We start from the raw sequence: 15315 nt of genomic DNA, 5'->3' as shown, positions 1-15315 counted from the left end.
ATGGGTTACCCCGCCCGGGGCAGGGTCAGACCGGGACGCGACAGGACCCGGGCCAGCGACTCCACGACCTCGGGCTGGTAGTCGCGGGCCGTCGCCAGCCGCAGCTTCTCCAGGGCCGCGAGCGGCCCCGAGGGCCCTGCTTCCCGGGCGAACTCCTCGTATGCGTTCACGGCGCGGACGATGCGCGCCGGGACGGGCTGCTCCCGGTACGGGTCGGCCTGCCGCTCCACCACCACGGCGACCGCGGCCGCCACCCCGGTCTGGCGGACGACGGCGCCCCCGAGCAGCGCGATCCGCCGCTGCTCCTCCGGAGGCAGCGCGGCGGTCGCGCCGGACGGCACGGGGTCGACCAGGCTGAGCTGTCCGATGTCGTGCATCAGCGCCGCGTACTCCAGGACGGTGAGGTCGGACTCGGACAGGCCCAGCTCGCGGCCGACCGCCCGGCTGAGCGCGGCCACCCGGCGGGCGTGCCCGGCCGGTGTGTACCCGGCGATCTCCGTGGCCCGCGCGAGCGAGGCGATCGTCTGCCGGTAGGTGGCCCGCACCGCCGCGTACCGCCGGAAGGAGAGCTGGGTGAGCAGCAGCGGCAGCGAGAACACGGGCAGCGCCCACAGCCCGGCCACGGCGACCGCGAGCGACATGACGACGCCCGTGGCGCACACCGCGGACCCGATGCCGAGGGTCGCGCGCAGTTCGTCGCGCAGCAGCGGGCCGAAGGGCCACCGGGTCCGCGCGTGCGCGCTCGCCGCGGCGAGCACCGCGTCCCACAGGGTGGTGAGCACGAGCAGCGCGACCAGCAGCAGCGCCAGCGCGGGTCCGCCCCACTCCAGCAGCCTGCCCCGGTTGTGGAGGGGCTGGAAGCACACGGCGGCGAAGGCGACGGTGAGGACACGGCGCGCGAGGTGGTCCAGGGTGGGCTCGCGGCCCCGGGCCACGTGCGGGACGCAGCCGATCAGCGCCGCCGCGACGACGACGGCGACGACCTGGAGGGCGCCGTGCCCGGTGGGGTGTCCCGCGTTCTCGCCGAGCAGGGCGTAGGCCAGGGCGCCGGCGGCCCCGAGCGGCGCGGACTCCCGCTCCCGGGCCCCGCTCCAGCGGGCCAGTTCTCCGACGGCGACGAGTGCGCCGAAGGCCAGCGCGGTCCCGCGGTCGTCGAGCCCGTCCCAGAGGGTGGCGCCGAGGGCCAGGACGGCGAGGACGAGGGCGGGCCAGCGGACCGCGAGGACCAGGGCCGCGGGCCCGGCGTCCGGCGCCGGGCGGGCGGGCGGCGCGGACAGCCCGCGCCGGGGTGCGGCGGTGCTCACGGCGCCCCCCGGCCCAGGGCGTCGGAGCCGTACGGGGCCGGCCGGCCGGGGCCGGGGACGACGGGCGGGCCGACGTCCGCGGTCACGGCGGGATGCCAGCCGTGCCGGTCGAGCGCCCGGGCCAGCGCGGTGACCATCCCCGGGTCGAACTGGGCTCCCGCGCACCGCCGGAGCTCCGCGAGGGCGGCGGGCACCGGGCGGGCCCGGCGGTAGGACCGGGTGGAGGTCATCGCGTCGAAGGCGTCGGCGACGGCCACCGCCCGGGCGAACTCGGGGATCTGCGCGCCGGTCAGCCCGTAGGGGTATCCGCTGCCGTCCAGTCGCTCGTGGTGGTGCAGGATCGCCGACCGGGCCTCGCCGAGGAACGCGATCCCGCGGGTCATCTCGTGCCCGTACTCGGGATGCAGCTCGATGATCCGGCGTTCCTCGGGGGTCAGCGGTCCGTCCTTGCGGAGCAGCCGGGTGGGGACGCCGAGCTTGCCGACGTCGTGCAGGATGCCGGCGAACCGCAGTCCCTCCACGCGCTCGTCGTCCATGCCGAGCTCGCGGGCGATCATCATGGACGCCCGGCCGACCCGCTCGCTGTGACCGCGGGTGTAGCCGTCCTTGATGTCGACGGCCTGGACGAGGGCGCGGATGGTGGCCTGGTGGGCCGCGCGTTCCCGGTGGTACTGGGCGAAGACCCAGCAGGACACGTACATGGGGAGCAGCACGAGGAGGGCGGCCGCGGGGCCGTAGGGACTGCGCCAGAGGACGGCCATCATCAGTCCGGCCAGCCCGTGCGCGGCGACGGGGACCAGCGAGCGGGCGAAGAGGCCGCGCCAGGCGACGCGCAGCGGGGCCCGTTCGGCGAGCGCGAGGATGCCGCCGTCGAGGGCGGCGAGCACGGCGCAGAAGGTGAGGACCGCGGCGCCGGCCGGGACCAGCGCATGGGGAAAGTGCGCGGCGGCGACCGCCTGCGGGCCGCCGAGCGCGCCGTGCGCCTCGGAGGCCGCCCGGACGGCGACGGCGAGCTGCGCGGCGCGCCAGACGCGGCGGGCGGTGCGGGGCCGCTGGTCGACCGGGGCGAGCAGGGCTCCGGGGAGGGCGACGAGGGCGGCGGCGGCCGGAGGCAGCAGGAAGGCGCCGGCCAGCAGGACGGGCAGGGAGGTGCCCATGCCGCGCGGGGTGTCGGCGCCGGGTGATCCCGCCGCGCGCGGCCCGCGGGGCGCCGGGGCGTGGTCGCAGCCCGCGGAGAGCGCGGCCAGGAGGGCGACGGCCCCCCAGCCGGTGTGCGCGTCCGGCACGGTGGCGAGGCAGCCGAGTGCCGCGAGGACGACACAGGCCATGTACACCCGGGCTCCCGCCGGAACCGCACCCATCCGCCCCGCCCCTCCCCCGGTCCTCCGCTCCGGAGCCTAGGACGGGGAAAGCCGCACGTGGACGGGTATGCGCGAATCCGCGGGCCGGGAGCCCGGGGATTAGCACGTTCGGGTGACGGGCGGACGGCCCTTCGCTCTCCGACGACGCGGGCCGGTGCGCGGTGCGGGCCGGAGCGGATCGGACGACGCCGGCTCCGGGGCCAGGGGTGCGCCCGGGCCGTCGTGGCGCAGCGGCCGGGGAACCACCGCTCGGCCGTCCGGCCTACGGCGTCAGGACTCCCGCGCCGTGGCCGTCACGTCGTGGTCGGGAACGGCCTGGCCCGAGCGGATCAGGTCGATCCGTCCCATGACCTTGGCCCGCAGGTCCGTGGGGACGTCGTCGTGGCCGCAGCAGCGCTTCACGAGCTTCTTGACGGCTTGTTCGAGGCCGTACTTCTCCAGGCACGGGGAGCACTCCTCGAAGTGGACCTCGAACTTGGTGCAGTCCGCGTCCGGCATCTCGTGGTCGAGGAACTCGTAGAGGTGGTCGAGTACCTCACTGCAATCCGTCTCGTGCGGCTCTCCGCAGCTCATGAGCCCGAGCCTTTCGCGTCGTTCGACTCTCCGGCGCCCGCGGGGACCAGCCCGCGGTCACGGGCGTAGTCCTCCAGCATCCCGCGCAGTTGGCGACGGCCCCGGTGCAGCCGGGACATCACCGTTCCGATGGGTGTCCCCATGATGTCCGCGATCTCCTTGTACGCAAAGCCCTCTACGTCCGCGAGATACACGGCGATGCGGAACTCCTCGGGAATCGCCTGAAGCGCTTCCTTGACATCCGAGTCGGGCAGGTGGTCGAGCGCCTGCGACTCGGCGGAGCGCAGACCCGTCGACATGTGCGACTCGGCGCGCGCGAGCTGCCAGTCCTCGATCTCCTCGGCCGCGCTGCGCTGGGGTTCGCGCTGCTTCTTGCGGTACGAGTTGATGAAGGTGTTGGTGAGAATGCGGTACAGCCACGCCTTGAGGTTGGTGCCCTCGCGGAACTGGTGGAAGGACGCGTACGCCTTGGCGTACGTCTCCTGGACCAGGTCCTCGGCGTCGGCCGGATTGCGCGTCATGCGCAGGGCGGCCGAGTACATCTGGTCGAGGAATTCGAGCGCGTCCCGCTCGAAGCGCGCGGTGCGCTCGGCGGACGTCTCCGCCGCGGCGTCGCTCGTGCCCCGGCCCTCGGGCTGCTCCGCCTGGCCGTGTTCGGTCCCTGCGTCGGTCCCAGTGACCGGACCCACCTCCTCCAGCGATGGAGCGGGACCGAGACCGGTCCCACTGGAATCGGAGAATAGACGACCTTCGGCCGGGGCGGCTTGCCCGGCGGCCGCCGAGGGACGTGCGTCCTGGCCGCCCGGTGCCCGAACCGGCGTGTTCTTGCCCGCGCGCAGCACCGTCCAGTCCAGGTCTGCGCGGCTGCTGCGGCGCGGGCAGAAGGTCGAACCCATGCGGCGGACTTCCTCTCGTACGAACGGTGCGGCACGCGGTCGTGCCGTCTGATCCGCACAACAGTGGCCCGCCGCGCTACATTCCCGGGCGTCAGTCGAGTGACGCGGACCACCGGACGACGGCGTCCGTGACGATCCCGGTGGCCTCCTCCTGGCTCAGGGGCGCCCGCTTCGGCACGGCGAGGCCGTGGTCCGCGTGCGCCACCTCGACCAGCTCGTAGGGGCCGTCGGGGAACTCCGCGGGCCTGCCGAACGGGTCGTTGCCGCCCTGGACGACGAGGGTGGGCACCAGGGCGCCGAGCAGTTCCGCCGCCCGGGACCGCTCCGGCCTGCCGGGCGGGTGCAGGGGGAAGCTCAGCGCGAGGACGGCGGCGGCCCCGAGTTCGGCCGCGGTGCGGCAGGCGACGCGGGCACCGGCGCTGCGGCCCCCGGAGATCACCGGCAGCCCTTGTTCGGCCAGGACCGGCCACACCCCGCGCCAGCCGGTGTCGAGCGTCTTCGGGGCGGGGGCGACCTTCCTGCCGGCCACCCGCCAGGGCTGTTCGACGAGGGCGACGCTCACGCCGTGGCCGGGAAGCACCCCGGCGAGCGCCCGGAGGTCGCGGGCCTCGATGCCGCCGCCCGCGCCGTGGCTCACGGCGAGCAGGAGCCGGGGCTCGGGCGCGCGGTGCCAGGTGACGCGGGCGGTGCCGGCGTCGGTCTCGATCGTCTCGCTGTCGGTCTCGGTCACGTCAGAAGAGTGTGCCCTCCTCGGGGCCCTCCAGCTCCTTCAGCAGCTCCGGTCCGTTGTTGCGGACGTTGCTGACGGCCGTGGAGACGGGGAACGCGCGCATCAGTCCGGCGGGCGGCGGCGCGAGCAGGCCGCGCAGCGCGTCCGGGTCCGTGCCGGCCGGGTCGAGCCAGCCGTCCCACCGGTCGGGGGTGAGCATGAGCGGCATCCGGGGGTGGATGTCGGCGAGCGCCCGCGGGCCGTCGGCGGGGGCGACCGCGAGCGGTGCCGTCTCCGCCTCGGTGGTGATCACCGAGCAGGTCGCCCACCAGGCCAGCGGGTGCTCGTCCGGCAGGGTCCGGTCCCGCCAGAACTCGTACAGCCCGGCCATCGCGAACACCGAACCGTCCGCCGGGGTGACGAAGTAGGGCTGCTTGCGCGGCCGCTTCCTCCTGCCCTCGACCTCCAGATCGCGCTCGGCGGCGCCGGTGACCCACTCGTAGTAGCCGTCGGCGGGGATGATGCAGCGGCGGGAGGTGAAGGCCCGGCGGTACGAGGGCTTCTCGTGGACGGTCTCGGCGCGGGCGTTGATCATCCGGGCGCCGCCCTCGGGCGTCTTGGCCCAGGACGGCACGAGCCCCCACTTGAGCCGGCGCAGCTGGCGAACCGGCCGCGGGCTCTGCGCGTCTTTGACGGGGCGGTCGAGGACGGCATAGACCTCCTTGGTCGGGGCCACGTTGTAGTCGGGAGCCAGAGTCTCCTCGGCGTCCCACTTCTCGATCTCGAAGATTCCTGCGAGATCCTCGGGTCGACGACTCGCCGCATACCGTCCGCACATACGTGCCAGACTGCCAGACTCCGCGTCACGAGAGGGAGCCCCCGCCGACCATGGACAGCACCGCATCCACCTCGCTGGCCTCCCTGAGTTCCCTGTGGGACGAGGTCTTCGGCAGCCAGCCGGACCCCGACCTGTGGGTGGTGATCGCCACGCTCGTGGCGGCCCTCGTGGCGGTCGTCCCGCACGGCGTGTGGCGGGTGGCCCGCAACGCCATCACCATCGCGCACGAGGGCGGCCACGGACTGGTCGCCCTGCTCACCGGCCGCAGCCTCAGCGGCATCCGGCTGCACTCCGACACCAGCGGCCTCACCGTGAGCCGCGGCAAGCCGACCGGCCTCGGGATGATCCTGACCGCCGCGGCGGGCTACACCGCTCCCCCGCTGCTCGGGCTCGGCGGGGCGGCCCTGCTGGCCGCGGGCCACATCACGCTGCTGCTGTGGCTGGCCACGGCCCTGCTGATAGCCATGCTGGTGATGATCCGCAACGCCTACGGCGCCCTCACCGTGATCATCACCGGCGGCACGTTCGTGCTGGTCTCCTGGCTCACCGGACCGCAGGTGCAGGCGGCGTTCGCGTACGCGGTGGTGTGGTTCCTGCTCCTCGGCGGGGTCCGGCCCGCCTTCGAACTCCAGGCGAAGCGGATGCGCGGCAACGCCGGCGACTCGGACGCGGACCAGCTCTCGCGGCTGACGCGCGTCCCGGCGGGGCTGTGGCTGTTCCTGTTCCACGCGGTGTCGCTGTGCTCGCTGATGGGCGGCGCGCGGTGGCTGCTGGAGGTCTGAGCGCCCACGGCGCGGCCGGGCCGCCCGGCGGACGACCGGAGGCGGGCGGGTCCCGGCGCTCCGGCCGGCCCGCGGACACCCGGCGCGCGTATCGCGCCGCCCGCCGCCGTCTCGGACCGCGACGGACCAACGGCGGCCCCGGCTCCAGCCGATAAAGTGGAGCGCATGACCGCGAACCCCGTGCACACCGCCCTCTGGCCCGCCCCGTACGCGAGCGGAGCCGTCGACGCGACGGTCCTCGTGCCGGGGTCGAAGTCGGTCACCAACCGGGCACTCGTGCTCGCCGCCCTGGCCTCCGAGCCGGGCTGGCTGCGCCGCCCGCTGCGATCCCGCGACACGCTGCTGATGGCGGGCGCGCTGCGCGCGATGGGGGTGGGCATCGAGGAGACCGTCGCCTCCAGTTCCACGGTCGCCGCGGGTCCGGACGCCTCGGGCGAGGCCTGGCGCATCATCCCGTCCGGCCTGCGCGGCCCGGCCACCGTCGACGTCGGCAACGCCGGCACCGTGATGCGCTTCCTGCCGCCGGTCGCCGCACTCGCGGACGGCCCCGTGCGGTTCGACGGCGACCCGCGCAGCTACGAGCGTCCGCTGCACGGTGTGATCGACGCGCTGCGGGTGCTCGGCGCGCGGATCGACGACGACGCGCGCGGCGCGCTGCCGCTGACCGTGCACGGCCAGGGCTCCCTGGACGGCGGCACGGTGGAGATCGACGCGTCCTCGTCCTCCCAGTTCGTGTCCGCCCTGCTGCTCTCGGCGCCGCGCTTCAACCAGGGCGTCGAGGTCCGGCACACCGGTTCGAAGCTTCCCTCGATGCCGCACATCCGGATGACGGTGGACATGCTGCGCGCGGTCGGCGCCCAGGTGGACACCCCCGAGTCGGGCGGCGAGCCGAACGTGTGGCGGGTGACGCCGGGGGCGCTGCTCGGCCGCGACCTCATCGTCGAGCCCGACCTGTCGAACGCCCAGCCGTTCCTCGCGGCGGCCCTCGTCACCGGCGGCACGGTCGTCGTGCCCGACTGGCCGGCCCACACCACCCAGCCCGGTGACAAGCTGCGCGAGATCTTCACCGAGATGGGTGGTTCCTGCGAACTGACCGATGCCGGACTGGAGTTCACCGGTTCGGGTGCGATCCACGGGATCGACGTGGACCTCGGTGACGTCGGTGAGCTGACCCCGGGCATCGCGGCGGTCGCGGCGCTCGCCGACTCGCCCTCCACCCTGCGGGGCGTGGCCCACCTGCGGCTGCACGAGACGGACCGGCTGGCCGCACTCACCAAGGAGATCAACGAACTCGGCGGCGACGTCACCGAGACCGCCGACGGCCTGCACATCCGGCCGCGCCCGCTGCACGGCGGTGTCTTCCACACCTACGACGACCACCGCATGGCCACGGCCGGCGCGGTCATCGGGCTGGCCGTGGAGGGCGTCGGCATCGAGAACGTGGCGACGACCGCGAAGACCCTGCCCGACTTCCCCGACCTGTGGACCGGAATGCTCGGGAACTGACGGGCGGACCTGGATCATGCGCCGTTACGGCAAGAACACCGACGAGGACGACATCCGCCAGCGGCCCAACCGCAAGGGCAACCGTCCGCGCACGAACATCCGCCCCAAGCACGAGGAAGCCGTCGAGGGCATGGTCCTCACGGTCGACCGCGGCCGGCTCACCTGCCTCGTCGAGGACCGGGTCGTGATGGCGATGAAGGCACGCGAACTCGGCCGCAAGGCCGCCGTGGTGGGCGACCGGGTCGCCATCGTCGGCGACCTGTCGGGCGAGAAGGACACCCTCGCGCGCATCGTGCGGATCGGGCCGCGCACCTCGGTGCTGCGCCGTACCGCCGACGACGACGACCCTTACGAGCGCGTGGTCGTCGCCAACGCGGACCAGCTCGCCATCGTCACCGCCCTCGCCGACCCCGAGCCGCGGCCGCGGCTGATCGACCGCTGCCTGGTGGCGGCCTTCGACGGCGGGCTCTCCCCGCTGCTGGTGCTGACGAAGTCGGACCTCGCGCCGCCGGACAAGTTCCTCGAACTGTACGGCGCGCTGGACATCCCCTATGTGGTCACCAGCCGCGAGGAGCTGCGCAGCGAGGCGGCCGCGGACCGGGTGCGCGAGCAACTGGACGGCAGGATCACCGCGTTCGTCGGCCATTCGGGGGTCGGCAAGACCACCCTGGTCAACTCGCTGGTGCCGCCCGAGCAGCGCCGGACGACCGGTCACGTCAACGCCGTCACCGGCCGCGGCCGGCACACCACGACCTCGGCGCTGGCCCTGCCGCTGGCGGGCGACGCGGGCGGCTGGCTCGTCGACACCCCGGGGGTCCGCTCCTTCGGCCTGAACCACGTGGACCCCTCCCGGGTCATCCACGCGTTCCCCGACCTCGAACCCGGCACCGAGGGCTGTCCGCGCGCGTGCAGCCACGACGAGCCGGACTGCGCGCTGGACCAGTGGGTGGCGGACGGGCACGCCGATCCGCAGCGCCTGTACTCGCTGCGCCGGCTGCTGGCCACCCGGGAGCGCCACGAGGGCGACTGACGCCGGCGTGTTTGCGCGGGTCCGCCGTCGGTAAGGGCTTCTCCCGTCCGGCGAATGCATAATCACACCGAGCCGGAACCGGTCCAGCCGAAGCAGTCGACGTGCGGGCGACAAGAAGGGACACGACATGGCGTGGCTGCTGGTCGTTGTGGCGGGACTGCTCGAAACCGGTTTCGCCGTCTGCCTGAAGCTCTCGCACGGGTTCAGCAGACTCTGGCCCACCGTGGCCTTCAGCATCTTCGCCCTCGGCAGCTTCGGCCTGCTGACGCTGTCCCTGAAGAAGCTGGACGTGGGTCCGGCGTACGCGGTGTGGACGGGGATCGGCGCGGCGGGCACCGCGATCTACGGCATGATCTTCCTCGACGACCTGGTCTCGGTCCTCAAGATCGTCTCGATCAGTCTCGTCATCCTGGGCGTCATCGGACTGCAGCTGTCCGGGTCCGCGCACTGAGGCACAACGCCGGACCGCCCCGGTGCCGCCGTCAGAGCCCGTGCCGGCGCGCGGGCCCGAGTGCCGCCCGGACCAGTTCGGCGGCCCCGCCCTCGGTGGGCGAAGCGACGACGCACGACAGTCCGAGCCGGACGACGAGTTCACACGAGCGGGTGACCTCGGCGGTCTCCGCGCCCGGGACGGCGAGAGCCGCGACGGCCCGGTCCCGGACGAGCGCCACGAAGTCCGCCGGCGACGGCAGCGGCCCGTCGGCCCGCCGCTGCGCCGGCACCGCCGAGGTGGACGGCACCGCGGCCAGGCCCGGCGCGGGCAGCCGCTCCGCCCAGCAGCCGGTCAGCATCGCCCGTACCAGCGCGTTGCCGCGCGCCGCCGCGGCCGTCCACTCCACGGCCGCCACCAGCCGGTCACGGGCGTCCGTGTGGGCGGCGAGCGCCCGGTCGACGCCGGCGAGATAGGCGTCCGCCTCCCGCCGCACGAGAGCGCGCGCCAGGCCGTGCTTGCTGCCGAACTCGTTGTAGAGCGTCTGCCGCGACACCCCCGCCGCGGCGGCGACGTCGACCATCCGCACCGCCGACCAGGCTCGCCGCGCCAGCGCCGTGTAGGCGGCGTCCAGGAGGGACTCTCGGGCTGCGGGCATCGTCGCCTCCCCGGGGTGAGCGGCTCTCCCGCCAGGTTTGACGCGCGGGGAGGCACTGTCAAGGGTCCGCGGCGCCCCCGGGGACGCCGCGGGGCACCGGGCGGGCGCCCGCGTCCGGCCCCGCGCGCCGCAACCCCGCCGCGCGCCCCCCTCCGGGCCCCGGCCGCCGGTTCGGCCCTCCGGCGTCGACGCCGCCGGCCCGCGCAGGCGACCGGGCGCGGCGGCCGGCGCGAGCGCGCACCCCGGTACGGGCACGGCGGGGAGGGGTGCGCACGGGGCGCCCGGTCGTGTCCTGTCCCCTGTAGCCCCGCCGCGACGCGGGCAGATACGGTTCGGTCATGCCCGACTATCTCGATGACCTGCGGCTCGCCCATGTCCTCGCGGACGCCGCCGACGCCGCGACGATGGACCGGTTCAAGGCGCTCGACCTGAAGGTGGAGACCAAGCCGGACATGACGCCGGTGAGCGAGGCGGACAAGGCGGCCGAGGAGATCATCCGCGGTCACCTCCAGCGGGCCAGACCGCGCGACGCGGTCCTCGGGGAGGAGTACGGCGTCGAGGGCACCGGCCCGCGCCGCTGGGTCGTCGACCCGATCGACGGCACCAAGAACTACGTCCGCGGCGTGCCCGTCTGGGCCACGCTGATCTCCCTGATGGAGGCGGGCGAGGGCGGCTACCAGCCGGTCGTCGGCGTCGTCTCCGCGCCCGCGCTGGGCCGCCGCTGGTGGGCCGCGAAGGGTCACGGGGCGTTCAGCGGCCGCAGCCTGTCCTCCGCGAGCCGGCTCCGGGTCTCCAGCGTCTCCCGGATGGCCGACGCCTCGTTCGCCTACTCCTCGCTGACCGGCTGGGAGGACCAGGGCCGTCTCGACGGGTTCCTCGATCTCACGAAGGCCGTCTGGCGCACCCGCGGCTACGGCGACTTCTGGCCGTACATGATGGTGGCCGAGGGCGCGGTGGACATCTGCGCCGAGCCCGAACTGTCGCTCTGGGACATGGCCGCGAACGCGATCGTGGTGACCGAGGCGGGCGGCTCCTTCACCGGCCTCGACGGCCGTCCGGGCCCGCACAGCGGCAACGCGGCGGCGTCCAACGGGCTGCTGCACGACGAGATGCTCGGTTACCTCAACCAGCGCTACTGACCGCGCCGGGCGCCGGCCGGCGCCTGCGTACGACACCCCCGGGCGTACGGCAGCGGCGGCCGGCACCCCAGCCCGGCCCCGCGCCACCGGCGGCCGGCCGCGCCCGGGCCGCGCCCGCTCCGGGTGCCGTGGCACGCCCCGCCCGCGGCCCCGGCCGCCCGCCCTCCGCCGGGCGCGGCACGCGCGACGCCCGGGCGGCACGGGGCGTTCCGGGGCCGCCGCGCACGTCCCGGGCGCCCCCGAACTCACCGCACGCGCCCTCTTGTTGACCCTCCCTTTAACTGCGACTCTGAGAGCTCCCCCACTTGTGAACTTGTGAACCGTTTCTCCATCGCACACCGGGAGCGGACGGTTCCCCAAGGAGGTGGCTCAAGCCCATGCTCGTTCGCGACGCCATGAGCACGGTGGTCCTGACCATCGGCCCGGCACACACCCTCCGTCAGGCGGCCCGGCTGATGTCGGCACGCCACGTCGGGGCGGCGGTGGTCCTCGACGAGGACTCCTCCGGTCTCGGCATCCTCACCGAGCGCGACATCCTCAACTCCCTCGCCCTGGGCCAGGACCCGGACACCGAGACGGCCGGCGCCCACACCACCACCGACGTCGTCTTCGCCGCCTCCGGCTGGACCCTGGAGGAGGCCGCGTCCGCGATGGCCCACGGCGGATTCCGGCACCTGATCGTGCTCGACGGCGCCGGTCCCGTCGGGATCGTCTCGGTGCGGGACATCATCAGCCGCTGGGCACCGGTACGGCAGCACATCCCCGCCTGACACCACGCGATCGCCGGGGCCGGACGACCCGAGCCACCCCGAACCCGGGGTGCCCGGCGACCGGCCCCGGCGACCGGGCCGGAGCGCGGGCGGGCCGGTTGCGCCACGACACGACCCGCCCGGCGCACGGGAAAGCGGACGATGCGCCCGGAGTGCGACGGGCCGGGTTCCCTGGGCCACCCCGGGAACCCGGCCCCGTCACCTCACCGCCACCGCCACCGCCACCGCCACCGCCACCGCCACCGCCACCGCCACCGGCGAACGACGACCGGCGACCGGCGACCGGCGACCGACCTCGGACTCGACTCCACCATGGACTCTGTCCATATCGAGACCTCTTACAAATTCACACCCAATCAGGATCTGGTTCACCTGCTGTTAGGCTGATCTGTATGAGTGACCTGTTGGAACGACTGCGCGGACGCGGCTGGCGGATGACATCGCAGCGACGTGTCGTGGCCGAGGTGCTCGACGGCGATCACGTCCATCTGACGGCCGACGAGGTGCACGCCCGCGCCGTCGCCAAGCTGCCCGAGATCTCCCGGGCGACCGTCTACAACACGCTGGGCGAGCTGGTCTCCCTCGGCGAGGTGCTGGAGGTCGCCACCGACAAGCGCGCCAAGCGGTACGACCCGAACGCGCACCGGCCCCACCACCACCTGGTCTGCGCCCGCTGCGGCGCGATCCGCGACGTCCACCCGGTCGGCGACCCGCTGGGCGACCTGCCCGACTCCGAGCGCTTCGGGTTCACGGTGTCGGGCGTCGAGATGACCTACCGCGGCCTCTGCCCCGCCTGCGCGGCGGCCTAGCGGAGTTCCACCCGAGCGAAGCGAAAGCCCCGGCGGGCCGACAGCCCGCCGGGGCTTTCGCGCATCCCGGCCGTCCGGGCTCCGCGGACGGGCCGCCGTCCGGGAAAGCACCGAGGGCCGGAACCCTTTCGGATTCCGGCCCTCGGCCTTCAGTAGCGGGGACAGGATTTGAACCTGCGACCTCTGGGTTATGAGCCCAGCGAGCTACCGAGCTGCTCCACCCCGCGTCGATGAACTGAACACTACGTCACGGTTGCGGACCAGCGCAAATCGATGGCCGGAAGGCCGCCGGAGCCGCCGCGCCGCGGGGGACGGGGACCCGGCGACGCGGCCGGGGACCCCGTCGCGGCCCCGTCCGGCCCGCGGCGTCAGGCGGACAGCTCCTCCCGCAGCGCGTCCCGCAGGCGCGCGGCCCGCTCGGCCACCTCCGCGGGACCGAGGGTGACCGCCCGGTCGGCCCACCGCTGGCCCTCCGCCAGCTCCCCGCGGCGTGCGTACACCAGGGCCAGCCGCAGCGCGGCCCGCCCGTGCCCCGCGTCGGCCGCCCTGGTCCACCAGAGCGCCGCCTCGGGCTCGCTGCCCTCACGAGCCAGCAGCAGCCCGAGGTTGAACGCGCCGTTGCGCGAGCCGGCCTCGGCGGCCTTCCGGTACCACCGGGCCGCCTCCACCACGTCGCCCCGCGCCGCGGCCAGCATCCCCACCCGCACCTGGGCCCGCCGGTGCCCCTGGGACGCCGCCCGCTCGTACCACTCCTCGCACTCGCTCTTCTCCAGCGCCGGCTCGCCCAGTTCGTGCTCGGGCGCCGGGGGCCGGCGGGCGTCGAGGACCGCGGCGAGCCGGTAGGCGGCCTCGGCGCTGCCGCCGCCCGCGGCGCACCGCAGGTGCCGCTCGGCCGCGGGCTCGTCCCCCTCGCGCAGCCGCGCGATCGCGACCTGGAGCGCCGCCTCCGTGTGGCCGGCCGCAGCCGCCCGCTCGTACCAGGTCAGGGCCGCCGCGTCGTCCGCGTCGCCGGCGCGGCCGGCGTACAGGATGCCGAGGTTGAACGCGGCGTCCACGCTGCCGGCCTCCGCGGCCTTGGAGAACCAGGGCTCGGCCCCGGCCGCGTCGCCGACCTGGAGCAGCAGGATCGCCAGCGCGTTCGCCGCCTCGCGGTGGCCGGCGTAGGCGGCCCGGCGGTACCACTGCTCGGCCTGCGCGGTCCGCCCCTGCTCCGCGCAGAGCAGCCCGAGGTTGTACGCGCCGTTCTCGTCACCCGCGTCCATCGCCGCGCGGTACCACCGCTCGGCCGTCTGCGTCTCACCGCGCTCGGCGTGCAGCGCGCCCAGCGCGTTGGCGGCGTTCCCGTCGCCGTCCTGGGCGGCCCGCAGCCACCAGACGGCGGCGCTCTCGGGGTCCCCGGCGTCGCGCAGCAGGAACCCGAGGGCGCAGGCGGCCCGCGCCTCGCCGTCCTTGGCGGACGTCAGGTACCAGCGCCCGGCCTCCTTGAGGTCGCCGCGCTTCTCCAGGATGGCGCCGAGATGCAGCGCGGCCCGCCGGTGCCCGCGCGCCGCGGCCTGCCGGTACCACTGCTCGGCCTCCTCCCCCGCGGCGCCGATGACACCGTTGTCCCCCACGGCCCGGCCCGAGTCCAGGGCCTGGCGGTCGAGCGAGCGCGCCAGCCGGTAGGCGGCTTCGCGGTGCCCGCGCTCCGCGGCGGAGCGCATCCAGCGCTCGGCACCCAGGTCTCCCCGGTGCTCCAGCAAATCGGCGAGCGCGTACGCGCCGAGGGCGTGGCCCTGCTCGGCGGACTGGCGCAGCCAGTACTCGGCGGCCGGCTCGTCACCGCGCTCACGGTGGTGCCGCCCGAGGGCGTGCGCCGCTGCCGCGCTGCCCGCGACGGCGGCGATCCGCCACCATCCGGCCGCCTCGTCCGCGTAGCCGCGCTGGTGCAGGAGGACACCGAGGTTGTTGGCCGCCGCGCGGTCACCCGCGGCGGTGGCAGCGCGCAACCGCGGTTCGGCCGCGTCGAGTTCGCCCCGGCGCAGCAGCATGGCCCCGAGGACGCTCATCGCCTCGACGTCGCCGGCCTCGGCGGCCGACCACTGGCGCGCCTCCTCGGCAGCCTCGCCGGCTTCGTCCCGGTCGGAAGGCTGCGTGAGATCCGCAAGCTGCCCAAAGTCGGCAGGCTGCGCAAACCGCCCTGTATCCAACAGAGTTGCCTTGTCCCCCATAACGTCCATCGTCGCACCACCTGCAACCTGGGTACACCTGGTATGCCGCAGCCAGTGAGGTCACTTCAGCGTTTTGTCGACATGCCCACAGAGAGACAAGTGAAACACAGATCCCCCCAACTCCCCCCGCAGGACGCGGGACTTCCCGGGAGTCGCCAGGTCACCGGGGGCGCCCCGGCGTGGCGTCACGCACGTCGAAGGCCCGGATCCATGAACTGGATCCGGGCCTTCGACTTCAGTAGCGGGGACAGGATTTGAACCTGCGACCTCTGGGTTTTTTTCCCCCCGAGCTAACGAGCA

The 15315-nt window shown here is 74.5% G+C and carries 16 protein-coding genes and 1 tRNA gene; 7 read left to right on the top strand and 10 right to left on the bottom strand.

The features are described 5' to 3' along the window. Positions 1 to 5: 5 nt before the first annotated feature. The 6 genes from ACGFS9_RS15390 to ACGFS9_RS15365 all read right to left on the bottom strand — a co-directional run bounded on the left by ACGFS9_RS15390 (position 6) and on the right by ACGFS9_RS15365 (position 5681). Complete coding sequence (locus ACGFS9_RS15390; RefSeq protein WP_393253780.1) at positions 6 to 1229, bottom strand: HD-GYP domain-containing protein; 1224 nt, start codon at positions 1227 to 1229, stop codon at positions 6 to 8. A gap of 71 nt (positions 1230 to 1300) precedes the next feature. Continuing rightward, on the bottom strand, positions 1301 to 2665 hold the full coding sequence (locus ACGFS9_RS15385; RefSeq protein ID WP_393253516.1) for an HD-GYP domain-containing protein: 1365 nt from the start codon (positions 2663 to 2665) through the stop codon (positions 1301 to 1303). Positions 2666 to 2935: 270 nt separating this feature from the next. Beyond that, positions 2936 to 3238 carry a mycothiol system anti-sigma-R factor gene (gene rsrA, locus ACGFS9_RS15380; RefSeq protein ID WP_081219328.1) on the bottom strand — a complete coding sequence of 101 codons (303 nt, stop codon included), beginning with the start codon at positions 3236 to 3238 and terminating at the stop codon, positions 2936 to 2938. Further along, positions 3235 to 3927 (bottom strand): RNA polymerase sigma factor SigR, encoded by a 693-nt coding sequence (sigR, locus tag ACGFS9_RS15375; protein ID WP_393253778.1) that lies wholly within the window; start codon positions 3925 to 3927, stop codon positions 3235 to 3237. Before sigR ends, rsrA begins: the two co-directional genes overlap by 4 nt. Before the next feature lie 298 nt (positions 3928 to 4225). Beyond that, positions 4226 to 4864 carry an alpha/beta family hydrolase gene (locus ACGFS9_RS15370; protein ID WP_393253515.1) on the bottom strand — a complete coding sequence of 213 codons (639 nt, stop codon included), beginning with the start codon at positions 4862 to 4864 and terminating at the stop codon, positions 4226 to 4228. A 1-nt stretch (position 4865) separates the two neighbouring features. After that, a complete protein-coding gene (locus ACGFS9_RS15365; RefSeq protein ID WP_393253514.1) occupies positions 4866 to 5681 on the bottom strand; it encodes an SOS response-associated peptidase in 816 nt (271 codons plus the stop codon). Positions 5682 to 5731: 50 nt separating this feature from the next. Here ACGFS9_RS15365 and ACGFS9_RS15360 point away from each other — a divergent pair, with 50 nt between their 5' ends. The 4 genes from ACGFS9_RS15360 to ACGFS9_RS15345 all read left to right on the top strand — a co-directional run bounded on the left by ACGFS9_RS15360 (position 5732) and on the right by ACGFS9_RS15345 (position 9450). Next, positions 5732 to 6463 carry a M50 family metallopeptidase gene (locus ACGFS9_RS15360; protein WP_393253512.1) on the top strand — a complete coding sequence of 244 codons (732 nt, stop codon included), beginning with the start codon at positions 5732 to 5734 and terminating at the stop codon, positions 6461 to 6463. A 165-nt stretch (positions 6464 to 6628) separates the two neighbouring features. Then, positions 6629 to 7969 (top strand): 3-phosphoshikimate 1-carboxyvinyltransferase, encoded by a 1341-nt coding sequence (aroA, locus tag ACGFS9_RS15355; RefSeq protein ID WP_393253510.1) that lies wholly within the window; start codon positions 6629 to 6631, stop codon positions 7967 to 7969. A 16-nt stretch (positions 7970 to 7985) separates the two neighbouring features. Then, positions 7986 to 8999, top strand: coding sequence for a ribosome small subunit-dependent GTPase A (gene rsgA, locus ACGFS9_RS15350; RefSeq protein WP_393253508.1), 1014 nt, complete (start codon positions 7986 to 7988; stop codon positions 8997 to 8999). A 127-nt stretch (positions 9000 to 9126) separates the two neighbouring features. Further along, a complete protein-coding gene (locus ACGFS9_RS15345; protein WP_393253506.1) occupies positions 9127 to 9450 on the top strand; it encodes a DMT family transporter in 324 nt (107 codons plus the stop codon). Between the two features lie 31 nt (positions 9451 to 9481). Here ACGFS9_RS15345 and ACGFS9_RS15340 read toward each other — a convergent pair whose 3' ends face one another. Beyond that, positions 9482 to 10087, bottom strand: coding sequence for a TetR/AcrR family transcriptional regulator (locus ACGFS9_RS15340; protein WP_393253504.1), 606 nt, complete (start codon positions 10085 to 10087; stop codon positions 9482 to 9484). Positions 10088 to 10425: 338 nt separating this feature from the next. On the opposite strand from ACGFS9_RS15340, the gene hisN reads away from it, so the two are divergent. Continuing rightward, on the top strand, positions 10426 to 11226 hold the full coding sequence (gene hisN, locus ACGFS9_RS15335) for a histidinol-phosphatase (RefSeq protein ID WP_393253503.1): 801 nt from the start codon (positions 10426 to 10428) through the stop codon (positions 11224 to 11226). A 377-nt stretch (positions 11227 to 11603) separates the two neighbouring features. Continuing rightward, a complete protein-coding gene (locus ACGFS9_RS15330) occupies positions 11604 to 11996 on the top strand; it encodes a cyclic nucleotide-binding/CBS domain-containing protein (RefSeq protein WP_393253501.1) in 393 nt (130 codons plus the stop codon). 198 nt (positions 11997 to 12194) lie between these two features. On the opposite strand, the gene ACGFS9_RS15325 is transcribed toward ACGFS9_RS15330, so the two are convergent. Continuing rightward, positions 12195 to 12368 carry a hypothetical protein gene (locus ACGFS9_RS15325; protein ID WP_393253500.1) on the bottom strand — a complete coding sequence of 58 codons (174 nt, stop codon included), beginning with the start codon at positions 12366 to 12368 and terminating at the stop codon, positions 12195 to 12197. A gap of 20 nt (positions 12369 to 12388) precedes the next feature. On the opposite strand from ACGFS9_RS15325, the gene ACGFS9_RS15320 reads away from it, so the two are divergent. Further along, the gene (locus tag ACGFS9_RS15320) at positions 12389 to 12805 is read left to right on the top strand and encodes a Fur family transcriptional regulator (RefSeq protein WP_393253498.1); all 417 of its coding nucleotides are present in this window, start codon (positions 12389 to 12391) and stop codon (positions 12803 to 12805) included. A gap of 153 nt (positions 12806 to 12958) precedes the next feature. On the opposite strand, the gene ACGFS9_RS15315 is transcribed toward ACGFS9_RS15320, so the two are convergent. Beyond that, positions 12959 to 13032, bottom strand: a tRNA-Met gene (locus ACGFS9_RS15315). A gap of 141 nt (positions 13033 to 13173) precedes the next feature. Beyond that, entirely contained in the window at positions 13174 to 15024 is a 1851-nt protein-coding gene (locus tag ACGFS9_RS15310; protein WP_393253497.1) for a sel1 repeat family protein, read from the bottom strand. Positions 15025 to 15315: the final 291 nt, after the last annotated feature.

The organism is Streptomyces sp. NPDC048566 (genome assembly GCF_043199735.1).
Lineage (GTDB): Bacteria > Actinomycetota > Actinomycetes > Streptomycetales > Streptomycetaceae > Streptomyces.
Note: the sequence above shows the minus strand (reverse complement) of the source record. Positions and strands in the feature narration are given on the sequence as shown.

Bases quoted from the DNA above. Each gene is read 5' to 3' on its own strand.
- ACGFS9_RS15310 (WP_393253497.1), bottom strand. From the start codon at position 15,024: ATGGACGTTATGGGGGACAAGGCAACTCTGTTGGATACAGGGCGGTTT.
- hisN (WP_393253503.1), top strand. From the start codon at position 10,426: ATGCCCGACTATCTCGATGACCTGCGGCTCGCCCATGTCCTCGCGGAC.
- ACGFS9_RS15365 (WP_393253514.1), bottom strand. From the start codon at position 5,681: ATGTGCGGACGGTATGCGGCGAGTCGTCGACCCGAGGATCTCGCAGGA.
- ACGFS9_RS15340 (WP_393253504.1), bottom strand. From the start codon at position 10,087: ATGCCCGCAGCCCGAGAGTCCCTCCTGGACGCCGCCTACACGGCGCTG.
- rsgA (WP_393253508.1), top strand. From the start codon at position 7,986: ATGCGCCGTTACGGCAAGAACACCGACGAGGACGACATCCGCCAGCGG.
- ACGFS9_RS15360 (WP_393253512.1), top strand. From the start codon at position 5,732: ATGGACAGCACCGCATCCACCTCGCTGGCCTCCCTGAGTTCCCTGTGG.
- aroA (WP_393253510.1), top strand. From the start codon at position 6,629: ATGACCGCGAACCCCGTGCACACCGCCCTCTGGCCCGCCCCGTACGCG.
- rsrA (WP_081219328.1), bottom strand. From the start codon at position 3,238: ATGAGCTGCGGAGAGCCGCACGAGACGGATTGCAGTGAGGTACTCGAC.
- ACGFS9_RS15330 (WP_393253501.1), top strand. From the start codon at position 11,604: ATGCTCGTTCGCGACGCCATGAGCACGGTGGTCCTGACCATCGGCCCG.
- ACGFS9_RS15345 (WP_393253506.1), top strand. From the start codon at position 9,127: ATGGCGTGGCTGCTGGTCGTTGTGGCGGGACTGCTCGAAACCGGTTTC.
- ACGFS9_RS15385 (WP_393253516.1), bottom strand. From the start codon at position 2,665: ATGGGTGCGGTTCCGGCGGGAGCCCGGGTGTACATGGCCTGTGTCGTC.
- ACGFS9_RS15320 (WP_393253498.1), top strand. From the start codon at position 12,389: ATGAGTGACCTGTTGGAACGACTGCGCGGACGCGGCTGGCGGATGACA.